19 protein-coding genes are annotated in these 23,265 nt (G+C 40.9%); 14 read left to right on the top strand and 5 right to left on the bottom strand.

Annotated elements, in window-relative coordinates; translation table 11 throughout:
- Positions 1-5 precede the first annotated feature (5 nt).
- The 5 genes from ACHWSC_RS01865 to ACHWSC_RS01845 all read right to left on the bottom strand — a co-directional run bounded on the left by ACHWSC_RS01865 (position 6) and on the right by ACHWSC_RS01845 (position 6,962).
- Positions 6-1,154 (bottom strand): aldose epimerase family protein, encoded by a 1,149-nt coding sequence (locus ACHWSC_RS01865; RefSeq protein ID WP_394675597.1) that lies wholly within the window; start codon positions 1,152-1,154, stop codon positions 6-8.
- A gap of 95 nt (positions 1,155-1,249) precedes the next feature.
- The gene (locus tag ACHWSC_RS01860; RefSeq protein WP_075994355.1) at positions 1,250-2,950 is read right to left on the bottom strand and encodes a sodium/solute symporter; all 1,701 of its coding nucleotides are present in this window, start codon (positions 2,948-2,950) and stop codon (positions 1,250-1,252) included.
- A 68-nt stretch (positions 2,951-3,018) separates the two neighbouring features.
- Complete coding sequence (gene araA / locus ACHWSC_RS01855; RefSeq protein ID WP_394675596.1) at positions 3,019-4,521, bottom strand: L-arabinose isomerase; 1,503 nt, start codon at positions 4,519-4,521, stop codon at positions 3,019-3,021.
- A 42-nt stretch (positions 4,522-4,563) separates the two neighbouring features.
- The gene (locus ACHWSC_RS01850; RefSeq protein ID WP_088163099.1) at positions 4,564-5,256 is read right to left on the bottom strand and encodes an L-ribulose-5-phosphate 4-epimerase; all 693 of its coding nucleotides are present in this window, start codon (positions 5,254-5,256) and stop codon (positions 4,564-4,566) included.
- 17 nt (positions 5,257-5,273) lie between these two features.
- Positions 5,274-6,962, bottom strand: a complete 1,689-nt coding sequence (locus tag ACHWSC_RS01845; protein WP_394675595.1) for a ribulokinase — start codon at positions 6,960-6,962, stop codon at positions 5,274-5,276.
- A 331-nt stretch (positions 6,963-7,293) separates the two neighbouring features.
- Between ACHWSC_RS01845 and ACHWSC_RS01840 the strand changes: the two genes are divergently transcribed.
- From ACHWSC_RS01840 to leuB, 14 genes are all read left to right on the top strand, one after another.
- Complete coding sequence (locus ACHWSC_RS01840; protein ID WP_075994359.1) at positions 7,294-7,998, top strand: NUDIX domain-containing protein; 705 nt, start codon at positions 7,294-7,296, stop codon at positions 7,996-7,998.
- A 148-nt stretch (positions 7,999-8,146) separates the two neighbouring features.
- Entirely contained in the window at positions 8,147-8,797 is a 651-nt protein-coding gene (locus ACHWSC_RS01835; RefSeq protein ID WP_394675594.1) for a hypothetical protein, read from the top strand.
- A gap of 366 nt (positions 8,798-9,163) precedes the next feature.
- Positions 9,164-10,666, top strand: a complete 1,503-nt coding sequence (gene atpD / locus ACHWSC_RS01830; RefSeq protein ID WP_075994361.1) for a F0F1 ATP synthase subunit beta — start codon at positions 9,164-9,166, stop codon at positions 10,664-10,666.
- A 21-nt stretch (positions 10,667-10,687) separates the two neighbouring features.
- On the top strand, positions 10,688-10,936 hold the full coding sequence (gene atpC, locus ACHWSC_RS01825; protein ID WP_120335003.1) for an ATP synthase F1 subunit epsilon: 249 nt from the start codon (positions 10,688-10,690) through the stop codon (positions 10,934-10,936).
- Positions 10,937-11,334: 398 nt separating this feature from the next.
- On the top strand, positions 11,335-12,225 hold the full coding sequence (locus ACHWSC_RS01820) for a branched-chain amino acid transaminase (protein ID WP_394675593.1): 891 nt from the start codon (positions 11,335-11,337) through the stop codon (positions 12,223-12,225).
- Positions 12,209-13,909, top strand: coding sequence for a dihydroxy-acid dehydratase (gene ilvD, locus ACHWSC_RS01815; protein ID WP_088163104.1), 1,701 nt, complete (start codon positions 12,209-12,211; stop codon positions 13,907-13,909). The genes ACHWSC_RS01820 and ilvD overlap by 17 nt, the downstream gene beginning before the upstream one ends.
- Before the next feature lie 120 nt (positions 13,910-14,029).
- Positions 14,030-15,772, top strand: coding sequence for a biosynthetic-type acetolactate synthase large subunit (gene ilvB, locus ACHWSC_RS01810; protein WP_394675592.1), 1,743 nt, complete (start codon positions 14,030-14,032; stop codon positions 15,770-15,772).
- A gap of 8 nt (positions 15,773-15,780) precedes the next feature.
- Entirely contained in the window at positions 15,781-16,371 is a 591-nt protein-coding gene (gene ilvN / locus ACHWSC_RS01805; RefSeq protein WP_070570155.1) for an acetolactate synthase small subunit, read from the top strand.
- Positions 16,372-16,385: 14 nt separating this feature from the next.
- Positions 16,386-16,850 (top strand): DinB family protein, encoded by a 465-nt coding sequence (locus ACHWSC_RS01800; RefSeq protein WP_394675591.1) that lies wholly within the window; start codon positions 16,386-16,388, stop codon positions 16,848-16,850.
- Between the two features lie 45 nt (positions 16,851-16,895).
- Positions 16,896-18,377, top strand: a complete 1,482-nt coding sequence (ilvC, locus tag ACHWSC_RS01795) for a ketol-acid reductoisomerase (RefSeq protein WP_088163107.1) — start codon at positions 16,896-16,898, stop codon at positions 18,375-18,377.
- Between the two features lie 134 nt (positions 18,378-18,511).
- Positions 18,512-19,909, top strand: coding sequence for a 3-isopropylmalate dehydratase large subunit (gene leuC, locus ACHWSC_RS01790; protein WP_075994368.1), 1,398 nt, complete (start codon positions 18,512-18,514; stop codon positions 19,907-19,909).
- A gap of 10 nt (positions 19,910-19,919) precedes the next feature.
- A complete protein-coding gene (leuD, locus tag ACHWSC_RS01785; RefSeq protein ID WP_075994369.1) occupies positions 19,920-20,510 on the top strand; it encodes a 3-isopropylmalate dehydratase small subunit in 591 nt (196 codons plus the stop codon).
- Complete coding sequence (locus ACHWSC_RS01780) at positions 20,504-21,982, top strand: ATP-binding cassette domain-containing protein (RefSeq protein ID WP_394675590.1); 1,479 nt, start codon at positions 20,504-20,506, stop codon at positions 21,980-21,982. Before leuD ends, ACHWSC_RS01780 begins: the two co-directional genes overlap by 7 nt.
- 177 nt (positions 21,983-22,159) lie before the next feature.
- The gene (gene leuB / locus ACHWSC_RS01775) at positions 22,160-23,233 is read left to right on the top strand and encodes a 3-isopropylmalate dehydrogenase (RefSeq protein WP_394675589.1); all 1,074 of its coding nucleotides are present in this window, start codon (positions 22,160-22,162) and stop codon (positions 23,231-23,233) included.
- Positions 23,234-23,265 lie beyond the last annotated feature (32 nt).

Below are 23,265 nucleotides of genomic sequence, written 5' to 3'. Positions count from 1 at the left end.
TTTTATTATTTCACACTGAATTGGTAGGTTGTTTTTGAACTATATTTTTCTCCAGGTTTTAACACCGTTGATGTAAAATTGGGGTGATTTGGTGCATCTGGAAAATGTTGTGTCTCCAAACAGAACGCAGAACGGAATGGATACACTTTTCCTTCTTTCCCTTTAGGGTCAGAATCCTTCATAAAATTACCACTGTAAAACTGTAAACCAGGTTCGGTTGTGTAGATGTCCATTTCAATACCCGTTTTAGTGGCATACACCTGTGCGACCTTCTGAAAACCATCCTTCTTGTTTAGTTCAAAATTATGGTCATAGCCTTTTCCGATCTTCAGTTGTGCATTTTCATCTTCAATACGAGCGCCAATACGTGTAGGTTTTGTAAAATCGAATGCTGTGCCCGCTACAGGCAGACTCTTTCCAGTTGGAATCAAGGTATTGTCAACTTCGGTAATTGCCTTTGCATCAATTTGAAGTTCATGATCCAAAATAGAAGAATCTCCGGCCCCATTGAGGTTAAAATAAGCATGGTTGGTCAGATTTAAGACCGTCTCTTTATCTGTTGTCGCCTGATAAGCTATGGCCAAAGCACCATTGTCCTCCAGGGTATAGGTAACCTCCATCTTGACCGTTCCCGGATAACCAGCTTCTTTATCAGGTGAGGTATAGGCTAATGTGATTGATGTCGAAGTGCTACTGACGACATCCCACACTTTATTGTAAACGCCATTGGTACCGCCATGAAGTGAATTCTCGCCATCATTCTTTTCTAAAGAATAAACCTCTCCATTCAGTTTAAATGATGCTTTGCCAATCCGATTCCCATAACGCCCTACAATTGCGCCGTAAAAATTATTATAGTTATCCTTGTATTCTTTGGCCGAATCATAGCCCAAAATCACATCAGTCAATTTACCGTCTTTATCTGGCACTTTTAAACTTACCAGGCGTGCACCATAATTTGTCAATGTAATAGCGAGTTTGTTATTCTTGAGCTGGAATAGTTTAACTTCTTTACCATCAATCTGGCTATCAAAAGCTTGGTTGGAGGTAGAGTCAGCCAAGGTCGCTGCTTGTTTACTTTGAGTTGATGAAGACTGGCAGCCATAAGCCAATGAAGCACAAGTCAACAAACCAATAATAATTTTCTTATTCATCTGCAATTAAGTTTTACCCCATCGGTCTGATGGAGGCTTCCTAATTTTAATTAGGAATGGTTCATAATCATTTAATAATTCAAATGGCAACATTTCTACCAAAAACGCACATAGATAGCAGTCACCAACAATAAAGTCACAACAATTAATGCCAATACGGACGGTTCCACTTTAAACATCGATCGATCCAATACAAAAGCTTTTGGATTAACTTTTGGTCCAAATAAGCTGACAGCAATCATAGCGATCATCGTAAACACAAATGCTAGTCCCATACATATCTGAAATGGAATTTCATAAACTCCCGCTTTGTTAAGATATGCCGTATAGATCCATGTTTCTGGCCCGAAAACTTTTGTTGCAAACTCGTTGAAAAATACCGACAATGCAAATCCCGTAACAAGGCCTGTAATGGCGGCTGCACCCGTAGTCCTTTTCCAGAACATACCGAGCAAAAACATCGCAAAAACACCCGGACTGATAAAGCCTGTATATTTTTGGATAAAAGTAAATCCTCCGGCGCCACCGATGCCCAGTGCATCATTCCAGGTAAATAAAACAGAAAGTAGAATAGAGATCACAATTGTTATCTTTCCAACCCAGACCATTTTTGCTTCGCTCGCATCTTTATTGATGTATTTTTTAAAGATATCCAATGTGAAGATCGTTGCGATACTATTCGCCTTTCCGGCCAATCCGGCCACAATAGCTGCTGTAAGCGCCGCCAGCGCGAGTCCTTTCATTCCATTTGGCAGATAGCCCAATATCGCCGAGTACGCATTATCGGCATGAAACACCCCTCCCGGAGCCATTTCGTGCTGTAACGCTCCATTTTTATAAAGCACATAAGCAGCGATTCCTGGAAGCATGACGATAATCGGCATAAACAATTTTAGAAATCCCGCAAAAAGAATCCCTGTACGTGCAGTCTTTAAATCTGCTCCCAAAGCGCGTTGTGTGATGTATTGGTTACAGCCCCAGTAATTTAGGTTGACAATCCAGATCCCGGCAAGATACATCCCTATTCCAGGCAGCATCAGATATTTATTGATATCTTCCTGACTGGCACCCGGCCCTGGTTTATCGACAAATAGGTTAAAATGTTCTGGCGAATCTTCCATCAGTTTATTGAATCCAGCCAAGGCGTCTTGTCCCAAACCAAAATGTTCACTGACCAAGGTCAATGCCACATAGGTCGTCGCTATACCGCCAATAATTAATACAACAACCTGAATCACATCTGTAAAACCAATAACACGCATTCCACCCAAAGTAATGATAACGGCAAATACGGCTAAAGCAACTGTAATGGTGTGGAAACTGTCGCCACCTCCGGCCATACTCGAAATGGCGATTGCCCCGAGATACAAAATGGAAGTCAGATTGACAAAAACGTACAAAAACAACCAGAAGATTGCCATAATAAGACTTGTTGTTTCATTGTATCGGTTGTTCAAAAACTGAGGCATCGTGAAAATCTTGTTTTTCAGATAGACCGGAATAAACCAAACCGCAACAATAATTAACGCTACCGCAGCAATGAGCTCATAAGCGGCTACAGCAATACCGACCTCAAATCCATTACCGCTCATACCAATAAACTGCTCAGCAGAAATATTCGATGCGATCAACGAAGAGCCTATGGCCCACCAGGTCAGTGATCCTTCTGCCAGAAAGTAGTCCTTGCTACTGCTTAAACTATTCGTCTTTTTACGATAAATCCAGTAGCCATAACCGGCTACAATAAAGAAGTAAATTACGAAGATGATGTAATCTACCGTTGCAAATTTTTCCATATTTCCCAAATTGGTTATTATCAATAAGCCATCTATACCCGAAGAGCAGGTATAAATGGCTTAGGCTATTATTTACTCAGTAAATAATATAGTTCATTCCATTTCAATTGATCTTCGAGTTTCGCTACCGTAGTATCCTCGTCGATCAATACATATTCCAGTCCGGCAATACGTGCAAAATCTTCCAGGTATTCGGGTGTTAAGCTCAAGCTGTAGGCTGTATGGTGCGCCCCCCCTGCCACAATCCAGGCACTACAGCCTGTTTTCATATCTGGCAGCGGTTTCCATAACACACGCGCAACAGGAAGCTTAGGTAACTCTTCTTCCACAGCAACACCTTGTACTTTATTCACGATCAAACGAAAACGCGTTCCCATATCGACCAAAGAGGCATTCAATGCATCTCCGCTCTGGCCATTGAAAACCAAACGGGCAGGATCCGCCTTGCCGCCAATTCCTAGCGGATGTACTTCTATACGCGGTTTTCCAGTTGCTAAAGCTGGATCCACTTCTAACATATGCGAGCCAAGTACCATGGGATTCTGCGGATCAAAATGGTAAGTGTAGTCCTCCATAAATGCGGTTGTTCCAGCTAATCCTGCACCCATTACTTTGCAAGCGCGCACCAAAGCCGGAGTCTTCCAATCCCCTTCGCCGGCAAAACCATACCCCTCAGCCATTAAACGCTGTACTGCCAAGCCCGGAAGTTGTACCATCCCATGCAGATCCTCAAAAGTATCCGTAAAACCTTTAAAGTTTCCTTGTTCCAAAAATTTCCGTAGGCCAATTTCTATTTTAGCAGCTTCGATGAGGTTAGCACGATATTCACCGTCAGCTTTCACGTTTTCGGCAAGTTCATAAGTCGCTTCGTACTCCGCTAATAATGCCGCGATTTCCGCTTCCGTACTCGCATTGATAACCGCTACCAAATCACCAATGGCATAGGTGTTTACAGCGAAACCAAATTGCGACTCTGCTTCTACTTTATCGCCGTCCGTAACAGCCACATAACGCATGTTATCGCCAAATCGTGCAAATTTAGCCCCCTGCCAGTCGTGCCATCCGGCTGCTGCACGTGCCCAAACATTAATCCGTTCCAACACTTCCGCATCTTGCCAATGCCCGGTAACGACTTTACGACCTATTTTTAAGCGGCTAACGATATGTCCAAATTCGCGATCCCCATGCGCACTTTGGTTGAGATTCATAAAATCCATATCGATACTATTCCATGGAATATCCTGGTTATACTGCGTATGCAGATGCAACAATGGCTTTTGCAAAGCTTTTAATCCTCGGATCCACATCTTTGCAGGTGAAAATGTATGCATCCAGGTAATAACTCCAATACAGTTTTTTTCATTGTTGGCGGCTGCCAATGTTGCATAAATCTCGTCCGCATTTTTTACGATCGGTTTATATTTTACCGCTACTGGAATCGCTGCTTGGGTATCTAAATAATTGGCTATTTCCTCAGCATGTAGGGCAACTTGTCGCAAGGTTTCTTCACCATATAGGTCTTGGCTTCCCACGACAAACCAAACCTCAAGTTCTTTTAAATTGATATTCATGTTAAATTGTAGTTTTTGCTATAGATTTTTTATTACTAAAAATTATTGACCATAATAGGCGTTGGCCCCATGCTTCCGTTCGTAATGCTTTTTGATCAGTGCAGGCTTTAATCGAGGCGCATTCGGATTGATTTGTTCTGTCAACCAAGCCATTTTAGCAACCTGTTCCAATACTGCACTGTTATAAACAGACTTTGTTCCAGTTTTACCCCAGGCAAACGGCGCGTGGTTACCAACCAGAATCATTTCCACCTCTTTATAATCCAGCTTATTTTCGGCAAAGTGATTGATAATCTGAAACCCCGTTTCATGCTCGTAGTTTCCGGCGATCATCTCATCGTGCATTGGTGGAGCACAAGGAATATCGACCGTCAAATGATCTGCATGTGTCGTTCCGAAAATGGGAATATCCCGTTGCGCCTGTGCCCATGCTGTCGCATAGGTGGAGTGCGTGTGGGTGATCCCACCGATTTCCTTCCAATGTTTATACAGTAGCGCATGAGTTTTCGTATCTGATGATGGCCGAAGATTCCCCTCAACCACCTGACCATCAAAGTCTACAATCACCATATGTTCCGGTGAAAGCTCTTCATATGGAACCCCACTTGGTTTAATCGCAAAAACTTCCTGACGACGATCGACAACGCTCACATTTCCAAATGTAAAAAGCACCAATCCCAGCTGGGGCAATTGCATATTGCAATGGTAGGCTTCTTCTTTAATTGAATTATACATGATTAAAATTTGAATGATTAAACAGTAATGGCTAGCGATTCCTTTCCTTCGATGAAAGCTCCCAAAGCCTTGTAATGTTCATAGCGTTCGGCATAGATGGTTACCCATTTTTCCTCAGGTATGTAAGTTCGTTCAAAACCTTGCCCCATTGCCTTCATAGCATCCTCAATCCGGTCATATAAACCAGCAGCTGTTGCGGCGAACATTGCTGCGCCAATGGCACAAGTCTGTTCACTTTTATGAATACGAATAGGCATATTCATCACATTGGCCATCATTTGCATAATAAAGGGTGATTTCTTTGCAACTCCGCCTAAACCGATCAAACCTTTTACCGGAATACCCTGCTCCACGAAACGGTCAACAATAGCCTTTGCGCCAAAACAAGTCGCTTCGACAATCGCCCTGAAGATCCGAGGTGCATCTGTTCCGAGGTGCAAACCTGTAATCGCTCCTTTCAAGGATTGATCCGCATCCGGAGTTCGACGACCATTGAGCCAGTCCAAAGCTAATTCAGATGTTGCCGTTACGGGAAGTAATGCCGCCTGCTCACTTAGACTGAACAAGAGTTTATCTTCCAGGGTTGCCATCAACTGTTCACGCGTATGCGCTTCGATCTCTTCAATATCTTGTATCAAATTTTTCGTTGGCCACAGTAACACCTGTTTCAGCCAAGCGTAAGCATCCCCAAATGCAGATTGCCCAGCTTCCATACCAATCATTCCCGGTATAATTGAACCGTCTACCTGACCGCAGATTCCCCTGACCAACGTATGCTGAACTTCCTCCTTTGGGGCAACTAGCATATCACAGGTCGATGTCCCCATTACCTTACTCAGATAATATGGCTCAATTTGCCCTCCGACTGCACCCATATGACAGTCAAATGCACCTACACCAACAACGACTGATGTTGTAAGACCTAATCGTTGCGCCCATTCTTCCGAAAGCTGACCAGCAGATTGATCAGCAGTGTATGTTTCGGAAAACAAACGATCAACCAAACCATCCAGCAATGGATCAAGTGTTGAAAAGAAAGAATTTGGAGGTAGGCCATCAAATTCTTCGGCCCAAAGCGATTTATGCCCCGCTGAACAAACCCCACGCTTCATAGCAGACACCTGTGTTCCCCCTGTCAATAGAAAAGGAATATAATCACAATGCTCAACCCAGCTATATGTGGCGGCACGGACCTTTTCATCAGCCCTAAAAACATGAAGTAATTTCGCCCAGAACCATTCCGAAGAGTATACTCCGCCCACATACTTCAAATAATCCACCGAACTATTTTGATTGTGCAGGTTAATTTCTTTGGCCTCTCCAACAGCTGTATGATCTTTCCATAAAACAAACATGGCATTGGGGTTGTCTTTAAACTCGTCCAACAACGCCAATGGAACCCCGGCTGCGTTTACGGCAACTGGAGTAGATCCCGTTGTATCCACGGAAATTGCTTTTACAGCTGCGCCAATATTGTCGATTTCCGATTTGAGCAAACAATCTTTTATTGTTGCTTCCAAGCCTTCGATATAATCCAACGGGTGCTGTCTAAACTGACTTAAAGCAGCATCACAATACTCCCCTCTTTTCCAACGCGGGTAGTAAAATACAGAAGAAGCTATCTCCTCGCCATTGTTAGCATCAACCAATACCGAACGGACCGAATCACTTCCATAGTCCACCCCAATGACATACGATTTATTCATTTTTGCTGAATTTGGTTTATAACTTATAATTGTCTCTAATGCCTTATTCTTCAATCCCCCCCTTTCTGAAGTTCGCCTTGAAAAAATAATTAGTGTCAAATAAACATTTATTTTTTTAAATATGAAAGAAAATTTTCATATTTAAAAAATAGAGCTAACTTCATAGCAGCAAATTATGGTTAACCCGAATTCCTTACATAGGCGTATAAAAGCCTTTTAAAGGGATGTATCAGACAATTATTATACTTATTTTTAGCTATTTACTTTTTTACATAGTTTTGCTCGTGGAATAAATGGGGTGGTGTCAGATAAAAAGATAAAACGATAGACGATGGAATATTATAAAAAAGATTCAGGGATCCTTTTGGCAGTAGACTGTATCATATTTGGATTTAACGGCGAATCCCTTGAAGTACTTTTAATTAAACGTGATTTCGAACCAGAAAGAAATAAATGGAGTCTGATGGGTGGTTTCGTTCAATCTGACGAAAGTCCGGAAGAGGCGGCGAGCCGGGTGCTCAAACAGTTAACAGGACTTGAAAATGTATACATGGAACAATGTAGTGTATTCGGTGAACCTAAGCGTGAACCTAGCGACAGGGTTGTCAGTATCTGTTATTTTGCGCTGATTGATACGCAGCAATATAAACATATCCTCAGTGACGATTACGAAGCTCAATGGTTTCCATTACAGGAGCATCCAACACTGATCTTCGATCATGATCAGATGATCGCTTCGGCACAGCACCGCCTACGCATGAAAGCAGCCTTGTATCCGATATTATTTGAACTGCTGCCTGAGAAATTCACGATTCCCCAGATTGCAGCACTCTATGAGGGTGTTTATAATATCGAATTGGATAAGCGCAATTTCAGCCGAAAACTGCTTTCCTCAGACCTTATAATCAAACTGGAGGAAAAGGATAAGGAAAACTCAAAAAAAGGAGCATACTATTTCAAACTAAATACGGCAATTTATAAGGAAAAGATCATGTCCTTTTTACGGTATTTGCCAAGTTGGTCTATCGAATCATGATAAAGTAACGGGAAATGACCAATGGGAATTGGAATATATTTCACTTATCATTTTCGTTTTTTCAATAATTCCTTATATTTATCAAAGGTAATATCCTAGTTTTACAATTAGGATAAGCTGGATTAACGCATTTTATAAAATAAACAACATGAGCAAATTGAGATTAGCATTTATATTCTTTACGATTTTATTTATTTCATCACATACGCTATTGAAGGCACAAACTCCTGCTGCGGCTCCCGCCGCTACAGCAGCACAACAGGATAATGCCTTCAAGTACAGTCCGGATGGATTAAAAAAAGGAAGTTTGGCGAATCAATTTGACCACCTGAATTATATTTCGAAAAACAACTATGATTTCAAGATGGTACGAAAAACCAACCTTGATATTGTGAAACGCAATGTAATTGATACCGTAGCAAAACTCCACAAGGAAATCAGCTCTTTAAAATCATCTTCAAGCAACTATACGTCCAATACCAAAACTTTACAAGATTCAATTCAGGTTTTAAAGGATCAGTTGGCACAGGAGAAGGAAAAAACAGAAAGTTTCTCTTTCTTGGGAATCAATACATCCAAAACTTTTTACAATACTGTTGTTTGGACGATCATTGCGGTATTGGCAGTAGCAGCATTTATCTTTTTATTTTCTTATCGGAAAGCGAAAGTGGACACGGTGGAATTCCAAAAAACCGCCGAGCAATCGCAAGAGGAATTCGCTACTTTCCGCAAAAAATCCATGGAAAAGGAACAATTGCTCAAGCGCCAGTTGCAGGACGAATTAAACAAAAAAATCTAGTCCTGCTTTTCATAAAATAGCAGATTTATTTCGATCGACCTGTAACGAATCCTAGAGGCACTCCGTTACAGGTCGATTTTATTTAATCAGGTTCCATTCCTAAACGAATAAAAGATTCAGCGAAGTAAAGCTGTAAACTTCAAAAATACATAGCCGGATAAAAGAGAAAAACTATATTTGCAGGTATAGAAATCGAAACATACAGAATTACAATCGATAACATTTTGACCTACATTAATAAAATTGTAATTTAATTGCAAATTCTATTTGTTTTTAAAAACGAATAACCTTATTTTTGCTGACCAAAAAAGAGGCCTTTTATGTCTCTTATATAAAATTGATTAATAAATATTTAGTCCCTATAATATGCCCAAGATTGGTAAAATAGCGCAGATTATCGGCCCAGTTGTTGACGTCAACTTCGCCGACAGTGAAAATCTACCTAAAATTTACGATGCATTGTACATTCAAAAAGAAAATGGACAACGTGTTGTATTAGAAGTTCAACAACACTTAGGTCAGGATCGTGTACGTACAATTGCCATGGACGCAACTGAAGGTTTAGTTCGCGGAATGGAAGTTGTCGATACTGGTGCTCCTATCAAAATGCCTGTTGGTGAAGAAATCAAAGGTCGTGTATTCAATGTAGTTGGTGATGCCATAGACGGGATCCAAAATTTGAATAAAGAGAATGGTCGTCCTATCCACAACGTACCTCCTAAATTCGAAGATTTGTCAACTGAATCCGAAGTACTTTTTACTGGTATCAAAGTTATTGACCTTTTAGAGCCATATGCTAAAGGTGGTAAAATTGGTTTATTCGGTGGTGCCGGTGTAGGTAAAACTGTATTAATCCAAGAATTAATCAACAATATCGCAAAAGGTCACGGTGGTCTTTCTGTATTCGCCGGTGTAGGTGAACGTACACGTGAAGGTAATGACTTATTGCGCGAGATGTTGGAGTCTGGTATCATCAAATATGGTGAGCACTTTATGGAAGGCATGGAAAAAGGCGAATGGCCTTTGGATACTGTTGACCACGAATTGATGAAAGATTCTAAATGTACTTTCGTATTCGGTCAAATGAACGAGCCTCCTGGTGCACGTGCGCGTGTTGCTTTATCAGGTTTGACAGTTGCGGAATACTTCCGTGACGGTGATGGCGAAGGTCAAGGCCGTGACGTATTATTCTTCATCGATAATATCTTCCGTTTTACACAAGCGGGTTCTGAAGTATCTGCCCTATTGGGTCGTATGCCTTCAGCCGTAGGTTACCAACCAACATTGGCAACTGAAATGGGTTTAATGCAAGAGCGTATCACTTCAACTAAAAACGGATCAATCACTTCGGTTCAAGCTGTATATGTACCTGCCGATGACTTAACTGACCCTGCTCCAGCGACAACTTTCGCTCACTTGGACGCAACTACAGTATTGTCTCGTAAAATCGCTGAGCTAGGTATCTACCCTGCTGTGGATCCTTTGGATTCTACATCACGTATCCTTTCTCCTGCCGTTTTAGGTAACGAACACTATAATACTGCACAACGTGTAAAAGAAATTCTTCAACGTTATAAAGAATTGCAAGATATCATCGCCATCTTAGGTATGGACGAATTATCTGAAGAAGATAAACAAACTGTACACCGCGCACGTCGTGTACAACGTTTCTTATCTCAACCTTTCCACGTTGCAGAACAATTTACAGGTTTAAAAGGTGTATTGGTAGACATCAAAGATACCATCAAAGGTTTCAATATGATCATTGACGGTGAAGTAGATGAGTACCCTGAAGCTGCCTTCAACTTAGTAGGTAACATCGATGATGCTATCGAAAAAGGTAAAAAATTATTAGCAGAAGCAGTTTAATCTAGATTATATCTAAGAATAATGAAATTAACAATTATCACTCCAGACAAATTAGCATTCGAAGGCGAAGTAACTTCAGTTACTGTACCGGGCACTGCGGGTTCTTTTCAAATTTTGAAAGACCACGCTGCCATTGTTTCTACTTTGGAAGATGGAAAAGTAATTATTCAACAAGGTAAAGGTGGACAAGAAGTGTTCATTAAAGGTGGTGTTGTGGAAGCAAAAGACAATGTCATTACCGTGCTTGCTGAAGGAATTATCGGAGATTAAATCAAATCGATTTTATAAAATCTAAAAAGCTTCCGATAGAAATATCGGAAGCTTTTTTTTTAAAGTTTTTTTGACATTTTCTTCATTTTAGGAAGAAAATTGGCCATTGTAACAAAAAATAATTTTTTACACCTGTAGACCAATTTTAAATATGGTATACGACTAACAAAATATAAAACCGAATAAAACGAATTATTGAAAAATAAAATTTTACAAAAACAGATTTAATAAAATTTTATTCTAAATACAAAATTAGCACTTTGCCTATTGCCAATTATTGTAATTCCTGCTACCTTGAGGAAATGAAAATCGAAAGTTTTTATAGAAGCTTGAGATAGCATGATTTACCACCAATACCACAACAAAGGGAACTATTATACTTAGGTAAATTTTGGGTTATGAAATATTACGATAAAAACACGTTGATCTATTTAGATGGAGCTTTTGTAAAAGCTTCCGAAGTTGCATTGGATCCCTTTGCACAGTCACTGCATTATGGGTATGCGGTGTTCGATGGTTTACGTGCGTATAATACCCACAATGGACCACGTATCTTTAAAGCTGACATGCATTTCGATCGCTTAAAGAGATCGTGTGAAGCAGTTAATATTCCCTATCGTTGGAGCAACCGAGAGCTGATCGACATCTGTTATGAGCTCTTGGCCAACAACAACCTAAGAGAAGCTTATATACGTCCATTGGTATTGACCGGTTCAAATATGCACCTAACCTCATCAACCGAAGCAACCATCATGATGGCAGCATGGGAATGGGGGCCATATCTTGGTCAAAACCTATTAAAGGTATGTATCTCTGATATCAAAAGACCTAATCCAAAATCGTTTAAAATTGACTCGAAGATCTCTGGGCAGTATGTAAACTCCATCCTTGCGACAACTGAAGCCATCAGGAAGGGTTACGACGAAGCGTTAATGCTCGACCACGAAGGCTACGTTGCCCAAGCATCCAGTGAAAATATTTTCATCGAAAAGGATTTCAAAATCTATACGCCGCCAGCGAAGAATATCTTCCCGGGCATTACACGCCAGACTGTAAAAAACATTTGTAAAAAATTAAACTTCGAAGTCATTGAAAAGCAATTGACGATAGAAGACATTTACACTGCTGATAGCGCTTTCTTATGCGGAACTGCGGCAGAAATTATCGGAATCAAACAAGTCGATGATGTCATCTACAAAGAAGCCTGGGAACACAGCATAGGTGCATCAATCCAAAGAAGATATAAAAATTTAGTATTAGAGAACGAAAATTATGAAGTCATCATCTAACGGCGAAAACGCAATGAACAAATACAGCCGTACATTTACACAAGACGAAACGCAACCTGCTGCAAAAGCAATGCTTTATGGTATCGGTCTTACGGATGCCGACATGGACAAAGCACAGGTCGGTATTGCCAGCATGGGATATGATGGTAATACGTGTAATATGCACTTAAATGATTTGGCACAAATCGTCAAGAAGGGCGTTTGGAACAATGATTTAGTGGGTTTGACCTTTGGAACCATTGGCGTCAGTGACGGTATGAGCAACGGTACCGATGGGATGCGTTATTCGTTGGTAAGTCGTGATGTGATCGCTGATAGTATCGAAACGATCTGTGGTGGACAATATTATGATGGCTTGATCTCTATTCCTGGCTGTGACAAAAACATGCCTGGTGCAATTATGGCAATGGCCCGTTTGGACCGTCCTTCTTTAATGGTATATGGCGGTACTATCGCTCCAGGCCACTATAAAGGTGAAGAATTAAACATTGTGTCTGCATTTGAAGCATTGGGACAACGCATCTGCGGAAATCTTTCCGATGAAGACTATGAAGGCATTATCAAACATACCTGCCCTGGTGCTGGTGCTTGTGGCGGAATGTATACAGCAAATACCATGGCTTCGGCAATTGAAGCCTTGGGAATGAGCTTACCATACTCATCTTCCAATCCAGCGATCTCGGAAGAAAAGAAAAATGAATGTTTAGAGGCAGGTCAACATATCCGCACGCTGCTTGAGAAAGATATCAAGCCCTCTGATATCATGACACGTAAAGCATTTGAGAACGCGCTACGTACCATTGTTATCTTGGGTGGTAGTACCAATGCTGTACTTCACTTTATCGCAATAGGCAAAGCCGTAGGCGTAGACATCACGCAAGATGACTTCCAACGCATGAGTGACGAAACCCCTGTATTAGCTGACTTCAAACCATCCGGTAAATACTTGATGCAAGATCTTCAGCAATTCGGTGGAACTCCTGCTGTCATGAAATATCTTTTAAATGAAGGTTTACTTCATGGTGACTGTATTACGGTAACAGGGAAAACGGTCGCTGAGAACTTGGCTGATGTTAAATCAATCATGGAATATGACCAACCGATTATCAAACCATTGAGCGATCCAATCAAGGCTACAGGACACTTACAGATTCTTTATGGGAACTTAGCAGAGAAAGGTTCTGTTGCCAAGATCTCCGGTAAAGAAGGTGAGAAATTCACTGGTCCTGCACGCGTATTCGATGGAGAGCATGATTTAGTAGCCGGTATTGCATCTGGTAGAATCAAACCAGGAGATGTTGTCGTGATCAAAAATGAAGGTCCTGTTGGAGCACCAGGCATGCCTGAAATGCTTAAACCAACCTCCTTGATTATTGGTGCCGGTCTTGGTAAATCTGTTGCTTTAATTACCGATGGCCGTTTCTCAGGTGGAACACATGGTTTTGTCGTAGGGCATATCACACCAGAATCTTACAAAGGCGGATTAATCGGTCTTGTACATGATGATGACATTATCGAGATCGATGCAGTGAATAACAGCATCAATGTGCTACTTTCCGATGAAGAGATCGCGCAACGTCGTGCCGCTTGGGTACAACCAGCGTTAAAAGTTAACAAAGGAGTTTTATACAAATACGCTAAAACTGTTGCCGATGCCTCAGAAGGCTGTGTAACGGATCAGTAGAAAATAAAAAAACAGAGACATTAAGCAGATAAAGACCTAAACAATCGATGCTTAATGTCTCAGATCTAATATCTAAATACTAAAAAGACTGAATAATCAACAATAAAAAAAATCAACGTAATGAGTACACTGGAAATAACAGAAAATAAGGCCGCTACAGCGCAGCAAACTCCGACACAAATTTCGGGATCGAAAGCTGTATTGGAGGCCTTATTGAGCGAAGGAGTTGATACCGTATTTGGTTATCCTGGAGGCGCAATTATGCCGATCTATGATGCCCTTTATGATTATACGGATCGTCTGAAGCATATTTTAGTGCGCCATGAACAAGGTGGAATCCACGCGGCGCAAGGTTATGCAAGAACTTCAGGTCGTACAGGCGTCGTCTTTGCGACAAGTGGTCCTGGAGCAACAAACCTAGTTACTGGACTGGCTGATGCCATGATCGATAGTAACCCTATCGTCTGTGTCACAGGTCAGGTCTTTGCTTCACTCTTGGGAACAGATGCTTTTCAGGAAACAGATGTCATCAATATCACGGCACCAGTCACCAAATGGAACTACCAAGTCACCGACGCAACTGAAATTCCAGCTGCACTCGCAAAAGCATTTTATATTGCCAGCACAGGTCGTCCAGGACCGGTATTGATCGATATCACTAAAAATGCACAGCTACAATTGTTCGATTACTTCGGTTACGAAAAATGCAACCACGTACGTAGCTATAGACCTGCACCACAAGTCCGTAAAGAATATGTTGAGCAGGCAGCCGAGTTAATCAACAATGCAAAAAAACCATTTGTTCTTTTTGGACAAGGCATCATTCTTGGAAAAGCAGAGGAAGAATTCAAAGCTTTTATTGAGAAAACTGGCATACCGTCGGCATCGACTGTTATGGGCTTAAGTGCACTTCCAACGGATCATAAACTTCACGTAGGGATGTTGGGTATGCATGGTAACTATGCGCCAAATGTCATGACCAATGAATGTGATGTTTTAATAGCCATTGGTATGCGTTTCGATGACCGTGTAACAGGTCGTTTAGACAAATATGCCAAACAGGCAAAAGTAATCCATTTGGATATAGACCCGGCAGAGATTGACAAAAACGTACAGACAACCGTACCTGTATGGGGCGACTGTAAAGAGTCACTTCCAATGCTGACGGAATTGGTAAACGCTACAGATCATTCCGCCTGGCTTGCACAATTCCGTGAACTTGAAAAAGAAGAAATCAAAGAAGTCATCCAAAATGAACTTCACCCACAAACAGATATTATGACCATGGGTGAGGTCATCAATGTGTTGAATGAATTGACAGGCGGTGATGCGATCATTACAACGGACGTCGGTCAACACCAAATGGTAACTTGTCGCTATGCTAAATTCAACAACAGCAAATCGAATGTAACCTCAGGAGGCTTAGGAACGATGGGCTTTGGTCTTCCGGCAGCAATCGGTGCCTGGTACGGCGCGCCAGAGAAAACTGTCGTAGCAATCATCGGTGATGGTGGTATACAAATGACGATCCAGGAGCTCGGAACGATTATGCAATTTGGCGCAAAAGTCAAAATCATGATCCTCAATAATGAATTCTTGGGCATGGTACGTCAGTGGCAGCAATTATTCCACGACAGACGTTATTCATTCGTGAATATCACGAGTCCTGACTTTGTTGCTGTAGCGAAAGGCTATTACATCGACGGTCAGAAGATTTCGGAACGTAAAGACCTACGTAATGCCCTGAAAACCATGATTGATCACGACGGAGCATATTTATTGGAAGTGATGGTAGGTAAGGAAAACAATGTATTTCCAATGGTTGCACAAGGAACATCGGTATCTGAGATACGTTTAAAGTAGAATTTAACATGGAAAAACAAGAATATACCATCACCCTATATACAGAGAATTCAATCGGTCTTATCGGTCGGATCTCAACAATTTTTTCAAGAAGAAAAATCAATATTGAAAGCTTGAATACTTCCCCTTCTGAAGTAGAAGGAATACATCGTTTTACCATCGTAATCACGGAGGCTGAAGATGTTCTGCGTAAGCTTTGTCGTCAACTGGAAAAACAGATTGATATCCTCAAGGCCTATTATAACACCAATGATGAAGTGATCTGGCAAGAACAAGCGCTGTATAAAGTACCTGCGGATGTGGTCAATGAAAAAGTATATGTAGAACGTTTATTACGTCAATATGGTGCCAATGTTGTTGTGATCCGCAACGACTACATCGTCTTTGAAACTGCAGGTCACCGCGAAGAGATCGATAAGTTAACAGAAGAATTGACCAAATATGGTTTGATCGAATTTGTCCGTGGCGCACGTATCGCCATCATTAAAGATAGTGCAGGTTTCCATTCCAAATTGGTTCAGTTTGAAGCCAAGGAACCATCGATAGAAATTGTAGAAAACGAGTATCTCGACAAAAGAGATGACGTATTTACGATGTAAGCTTTAATAGTATTATGCAAGAGACATTTAAATTTATCTTAAAGTCACGTCAAAAATTCATTGAATTAATTGACGGTCTTTCCATTGAACAGCTTAACAAAATTCCCGCGGGATTTAACAACAATATCATCTGGAATTTTGCCCACATTGTCGTCAGTACACAAACCTTGGTTTATGTCCGTACAGGAATCAAGGCCGATACGACTTGGGTGAACTATAACGAAGATTATAAAAAAGACACCAAGCCAACCCGCTTTGTTGAACAAGCAGAGGTTGATGAATTGAAAGAAATCGCAATCCGCAGTATTGAGCAAATTGCTGCTGACTATGAAAACGGTGTTTTCGGAGAAATCACCTCCTTTTCAACAGCAACCTATGGCTATCCAATGGATACCATTGAAGAAGTTATAGCCCTGACATCAGGACACGATAACGTTCATTTCGGTTACGCAATGGCTCAACGCAGATTAGTACAATAATTAAAATAAATAATCAACAACCCATAACAGAAAGAAAGTAAAACAATGGCAAATTATTTCAACACCTTACCGCTTAGAGAGCAGTTAGAACAATTAAGTCACGCTGAATTCATGGACAACACCGAATTCACGGATGGTGTAAACGCTTTAAAAGGTAAAAAAATCGTAATCGTAGGATGTGGTGCGCAAGGCTTGAACCAAGGTTTAAACTTAAGAGATAGCGGACTGGACGTTTCTTACGCTTTGCGTAAAGAAGCTATTGAACAAAAAAGAGATTCTTGGAAAAACGCTACGGACAACAACTTTAACGTAGGCACTTACGAAGAATTAATCCCATCTGCGGATTTAGTTATCAACTTGACTCCAGATAAACAACATACTTCAGTAATCAACGCTGTAATGCCCTTGATGAAAGAAGGCGCTACGTTATCGTATTCACACGGTTTCAACATCGTTGAAGAAGGTATGCAGATCCGTAAAGATATTACTGTCATCATGGTTGCTCCAAAATGTCCAGGTTCTGAGGTTCGTGCAGAGTACCTTCGTGGTTTTGGTGTTCCTACTTTAATCGCTGTTCACCCGGAAAATGATCCACAAGGAAAAGGCTGGGCTGAAGCAAAAGCGTACTGTGTAGGAACAGGTGGACACAAAGCTGGTGTATTGAAGTCTTCATTCGTAGCTGAGGTAAAATCAGATTTGATGGGTGAGCAAACGATTCTTTGTGGATTGTTGCAAACAGGATCGATCTTGTCTTTCGACAAAATGATCGAGAAAGGTATCGAAGCTGGTTACGCATCGAAATTGGTCCAATACGGTGTAGAAGTGATTACGGAAGCCTTGAAACATGGTGGTGTGAGCGGAATGATGGACCGTTTGAGCAATCCTGCAAAAGTAAAAGCATTTGAGATTTCAGAAGAATTGAAGGATATCATGCGTCCTTTATTTCAAAAACACCAAGATGATATCATGTCAGGTCACTTTAGCAAGACCATGATGGAAGATTGGGCAAATGGTGATGCAAATTTATTAAAATGGAGAGCTGAAACAGGTGAAACTGCATTCGAAAAAACACCTGCTGGTGATGTTAAAATCAACGAACAAGAATACTTCGACAACTATACGCTAATGGTTGCTTTCATCCGTGCAGGTGTTGAATTGGCATTCGAAACAATGGTTGAAGCAGGTATCAAACCAGAATCAGCATACTACGAATCATTGCACGAAACACCATTGATCGCTAACACAATCGCTCGTAAGAAGTTGTTCGAAATGAACCGTGTTATCTCTGATACAGCAGAATACGGTTGTTACCTATTCGACCAAGCTTGTAAACCTTTGTTGGCAGACTTCATGAAAACTGTTGATACGGATTTAGTCGGTAAAAACTTTAACGACAACAAAGATGCTGCAGTTGATAACGCACAATTGGTTGTCATCAATGAAATTCTACGCGATCACCCTGTAGAAATCGTTGGTCGCAAATTGCGTAAAGCGATGACTGCAATGAAAGCGATCAAAACTGTTTAAAAGTCCATACGAAATTATACATGCTCCAAAAATCATGAATATTTCGTAATTTAGTATATTGAAATCAAGGTGATATTGAGACATTTACAATATCACCTTGATTCATATAAAAATAACATAAGAGAGATTAAAAAATGTCAAAAACATTAGTAGAAAAGATTTGGGATGCTCACGTCGTCAAGCGTGAAGAAGGGTTTCCGGATATTATATATATCGACACCCACTTGATTCATGAAGTTACTTCACCTCAAGCTTTCGATGGCTTGCGTAAAAGAGGAATCCCAGTTTTTCGTCCAAAGCAAACGGTAGCTACTGCCGACCACAACGTACCGACACTCAATCAACATTTACCGATCAAAGAAGAGCTATCCCGTTATCAAGTTGATATGCTCACCAAAAATTGCGCTGAATTTGGTATTGAATTATATGGTTTGGGGCATCCATACCAAGGGATTGTACACGTTATTGGTCCGGAGCTGGGTATTACCCTACCAGGTAAAACGATGGTCTGTGGCGATAGTCATACCTCAACACATGGTGCTTTTGGAGCTATTGCTTTTGGTATTGGAACCTCTCAAGTTGAACAGGTCTTCGCAACGCAATGTTTATTGCAGTCGAAGCCAAAAACAATGAAAATTGAAGTCAACGGTACCCTTCAAAAAGGAGTTGGGGCAAAAGATATCATCCTATATATCATCTCCAAAATCTCTGCTGCGGGCGGTACAGGTTACTTTATTGAATATGCTGGATCAGCAATCCGTTCATTAAGCATGGAAGCACGTATGACCATTTGTAACATGAGTATCGAAATGGGTGCACGTGGAGGCTTAATTGCTCCGGATCAGATCACTTTCGACTATGTAGAAGGTCGTGAATTCGCACCGAAAGGTGAAGAATGGGATAAAGCCCTAGCGTACTGGAAAACATTGTATTCTGACGAAGATGCCATCTTTGATAAAGTGTTGACTTTTGATGCTGCAGACATTGCGCCAATGATTACTTATGGTACCAATCCAGGCATGGGTATGGGTATTGCGGAGCATATTCCAGCAACTAGCGCACAAGCGGAATCAGAAAGACCATCGTACCAAAAAGCATTGGATTACATGGGCTTCAAAGATGACTCAACAGTCTTAGGCAACCGTGTTGATTATGTGTTCATCGGAAGTTGTACCAATTCCCGTATTGAAGATTTACGTGAAGTAGCTTCATTCGTTAAAGGCAAGCAAAAAGCACAAGACGTTGAAGTATGGATTGTACCGGGCTCAAAACAAGTAGAAAAACAAGCTAAAGAAGAAGGCTTGGATAAAATATTTGAAGCGGCAGGATTCCAGTTACGTGAACCAGGATGCTCGGCATGTTTAGGTATGAACGAAGATAAAATCCCTGCTGGTAAATATTGTGTTTCGACTTCAAATAGAAATTTCGAAGGGCGTCAGGGACCGAATGCCCGCACCATGCTGGTATCTCCTTTGACAGCAGCAGCTGCGGCAGTAACAGGTAAAGTAACAGATGTAAGAGAGTTGATCTAAGCAGAAAAAAATGAAAAAATTTGAAACTTTAACGTCACAGGTAGTCCCTCTACCTATCGAAAATATTGATACCGATCAAATTATTCCCGCACGCTTTCTAAAAGCAACCACGCGTGAAGGTTTTGGTGATAATTTATTCCGCGACTGGCGTTTTGATACAGACAATCAGCCTAAAACTGACTTTGTATTGAACAACCCGACCTATACAGGGAAAATATTGGTTGCCGGTAAGAATTTTGGTTGTGGTTCAAGCCGCGAACATGCCGCATGGGCTATTCAAGACTATGGTTTTGATGTGGTCATCAGCTCATTCTTTGCCGATATATTCAAAGGAAATGCCCTTAACAATGGTGTATTACCGATTCAGGTACCCGAAGAGTTTTTGGCAAAAATTTTCGAATTGGTGCACCAAAATCCGACAACAGCGATTATCGTTGATCTTGAAAAACAAACAGTCATGTTGACAGAGACAGGTGATCAATTTGAGTTTGAAATCAATCCATACAAAAAATCATGTTTGATCAATGGATATGATGACATTGATTTTATCCTTAACCAGAAAGATTCAATCGAAGCATTTGAAGCAAACAGACAATGGTAGATCCTGTCGTCCATATTGCCAATTTAACCATTCAGTACGGTAAAGATACCGTACTGCACGACTTAAATTGGCAAATTTTTCCTGGCGAGCAATGGATCTTAGGCGGTCCGAGCGGTACAGGAAAAACCACACTTGCAAAAGCGATTGCCGGGCAATTGAAGTATGAAGGCGAGATCACATTCCACCTTGATCCAACGAGCCCACTGCCAGCAAAAATTCACTACGTTTCCAATTGGTTTCAATTTACCAATCTGGAAGGCGATCGCAATTTCTATTACCAACAGCGCTATAACAAATTTGCAAAAAACGATACATTAACAGTTTTTGCTGAGTTGAAACATTTTGCGCAAGAAGAACAGCTTTCTTTTGAAAACGTACGTTCTTACCTGAACATTTTTGGATTCGAAAATTTCAAAGATCAGCAGTTGATTGAACTTTCGAGTGGCGAACACAAAAGACTGCAATTGGTCAAGGCCTTATGGCTTCAACCTCAGGTGCTCATTATCGACCAGCCTTATACAGGACTAGATGCACAGTCTCGGGAAGATCTCAATCAGATTTTCGATCAGCTTGCGGATAAAGGAGTTACCTTGTTGTTGATAAGTAATGATGACGAACAACCGGAATGTATCAATCGTTTTGCGGAGATCCAGCATGGTAAGATTGTTATTCGCCAAAATAGCAATGCGTTATCCAGAGGATTGCCCCGCACAAGAAAGGCACTCCCCTATTTTCTGCAACGAGCCCCTGAAGTAACTTCTCCGATCATGGTAAAAATGAACAAGATCAATATCTCCTATGGCGAAAAACAAGTCTTAAAGAATATTGACTGGGAAGTAAAAGCCGGCGAAAAATGGTTGTTACAAGGACATAATGGTTCAGGAAAATCCACGTTGCTCAGTTTAATCAACGGCGATCATCCACAGGCCTATGCCAACGACATCCATCTTTTTGGCAAAAAAAGAGGATCTGGAGAAAGCATTTGGGATATCAAAGAACATTTGGGTATTATATCGCCAGAATTGCATTGGTACTATGATATGAATGCCAACGTTGGGCAGACTATTGCTTCTGGATTTTTTGATTCCATGAGCCTATACCAGCGATTAGGATTTGAACAACAGCAAAAGCTCGAGCAAATTCTCCATTTTTTTGACCTTAAAGAGGTTAAACACAAAACCTTGGGGTCGTTACCATTAGGCCAACAACGTTTGGTCCTATTGGCTCGCACGATCGTGAAGCATCCAGAATTGCTGATTTTGGACGAACCTTGTCAGGGCTTAGATAAAGAACAGACCCAGTATTTCAACGATGTCATTGATGACCTCAGTAAAAGTGGCCAGACGCTCATTTATGTAGGGCACTTCCAGACACAACTACCAACCTGCATTGACAACAAAATCGTGTTGGAAAAAGGAGAAGTAAAGGCTGTATCCGAAGTTATCCACAAAAAAGAAGCTTTATCCACATAAAAAATGTGGATAACTTCAATTAATTCGAAAACAAGAACAAAAAAATAAAAAAAGAATCAAGCTATCGACAAAACACTGGAAATCAAAAGTCAAAAATAAAGACAATACAATAGGGCTTAGGCCTATCTTCCAAAGTTTCAATATACATATCGCTGATAGCTCAATACTAAAAATACAATGAAGAAAAATATTTTAATCATACCTGGAGATGGCATCGGCCAAGAAGTAACAACTTGGGGTAAAAAAGTTTTAGAAAAAATCGGTGAAAATTATGGTCATGAATTCAGCTTTGATGAAGCTATCATGGGCCATACTGCAATTGAAGCTACGGGCAACCCTCTTCCTGATGAAACATTAGCGAAAGCAAAAGCTTCTGATGCGATCCTTTTTGGCGCCATTGGCCATATCAAGTATGATAATGATCCTTCTGCTAAAGTAAGACCTGAACAAGGCTTGTTGAAAATCCGTAAAGAACTAGGTCTTTATGCAAATCTTCGTCCAATCCTTTTATTCGACGAGTTATTGGATGCTTCGAGTTTAAAGCCTGAAATTCTTCAAGGTACAGATATCCTTTTCTTCCGTGAATTGACAGGTGATGTGTATTTTGGTGAAAAAAACCGCAATGAGGACAACACCTTTGCGTCAGATTTGATGAACTACCACCGTTACGAGGTTGAACGTATCGCACGTAAAGCTTATGATGCAGCACGCACACGTAGCAAAAGATTATGCTCTGTTGATAAAGCCAACGTATTGGAAACATCCCGCCTGTGGAGAGAAGTGGTACAGGAAATCGCAAAAGAATATCCGGATGTTGAAACCGAGCACATGTTTATCGATAATGCAGCCATGCAATTGGTTAAAAATCCGAAGAAATTCGATGTGGTATTGACAGCCAATCTTTTTGGTGACATCTTGACAGACGAAGCATCACAGATCGCAGGCTCAATGGGTATGTTGGCTTCTGCTTCCGTAGGTGATGGCACAGGCTTCTTCGAACCTATCCACGGCTCAGCACACGATATCGCTGGTCAAAATAAAGCAAATCCACTTGCTTCAATTTTATCTGCAGCCTTGATGCTTGATATTAGCTTTGGTCTACAGGACGAAGCTAAAGCTGTTACCAATGCTGTTGCTGAAACATTAAAAGCTGGTTGGAGAACCGGTGATATTGCCAACAGCAGCACTGAATCTTCAAAAATCTTAGGTACTCAGGAAATGGGTGAAAAAGTATTGGAGTTTATTAAATAGTATACCCTTTTTAATTTGTAAATCTTTTGAAT

It is taken from the genome of uncultured Sphingobacterium sp., from assembly GCF_964277905.1.
GTDB lineage: Bacteria > Bacteroidota > Bacteroidia > Sphingobacteriales > Sphingobacteriaceae > Sphingobacterium > Sphingobacterium siyangense.
This window is presented reverse-complemented; position numbering and strand designations above follow the sequence as displayed.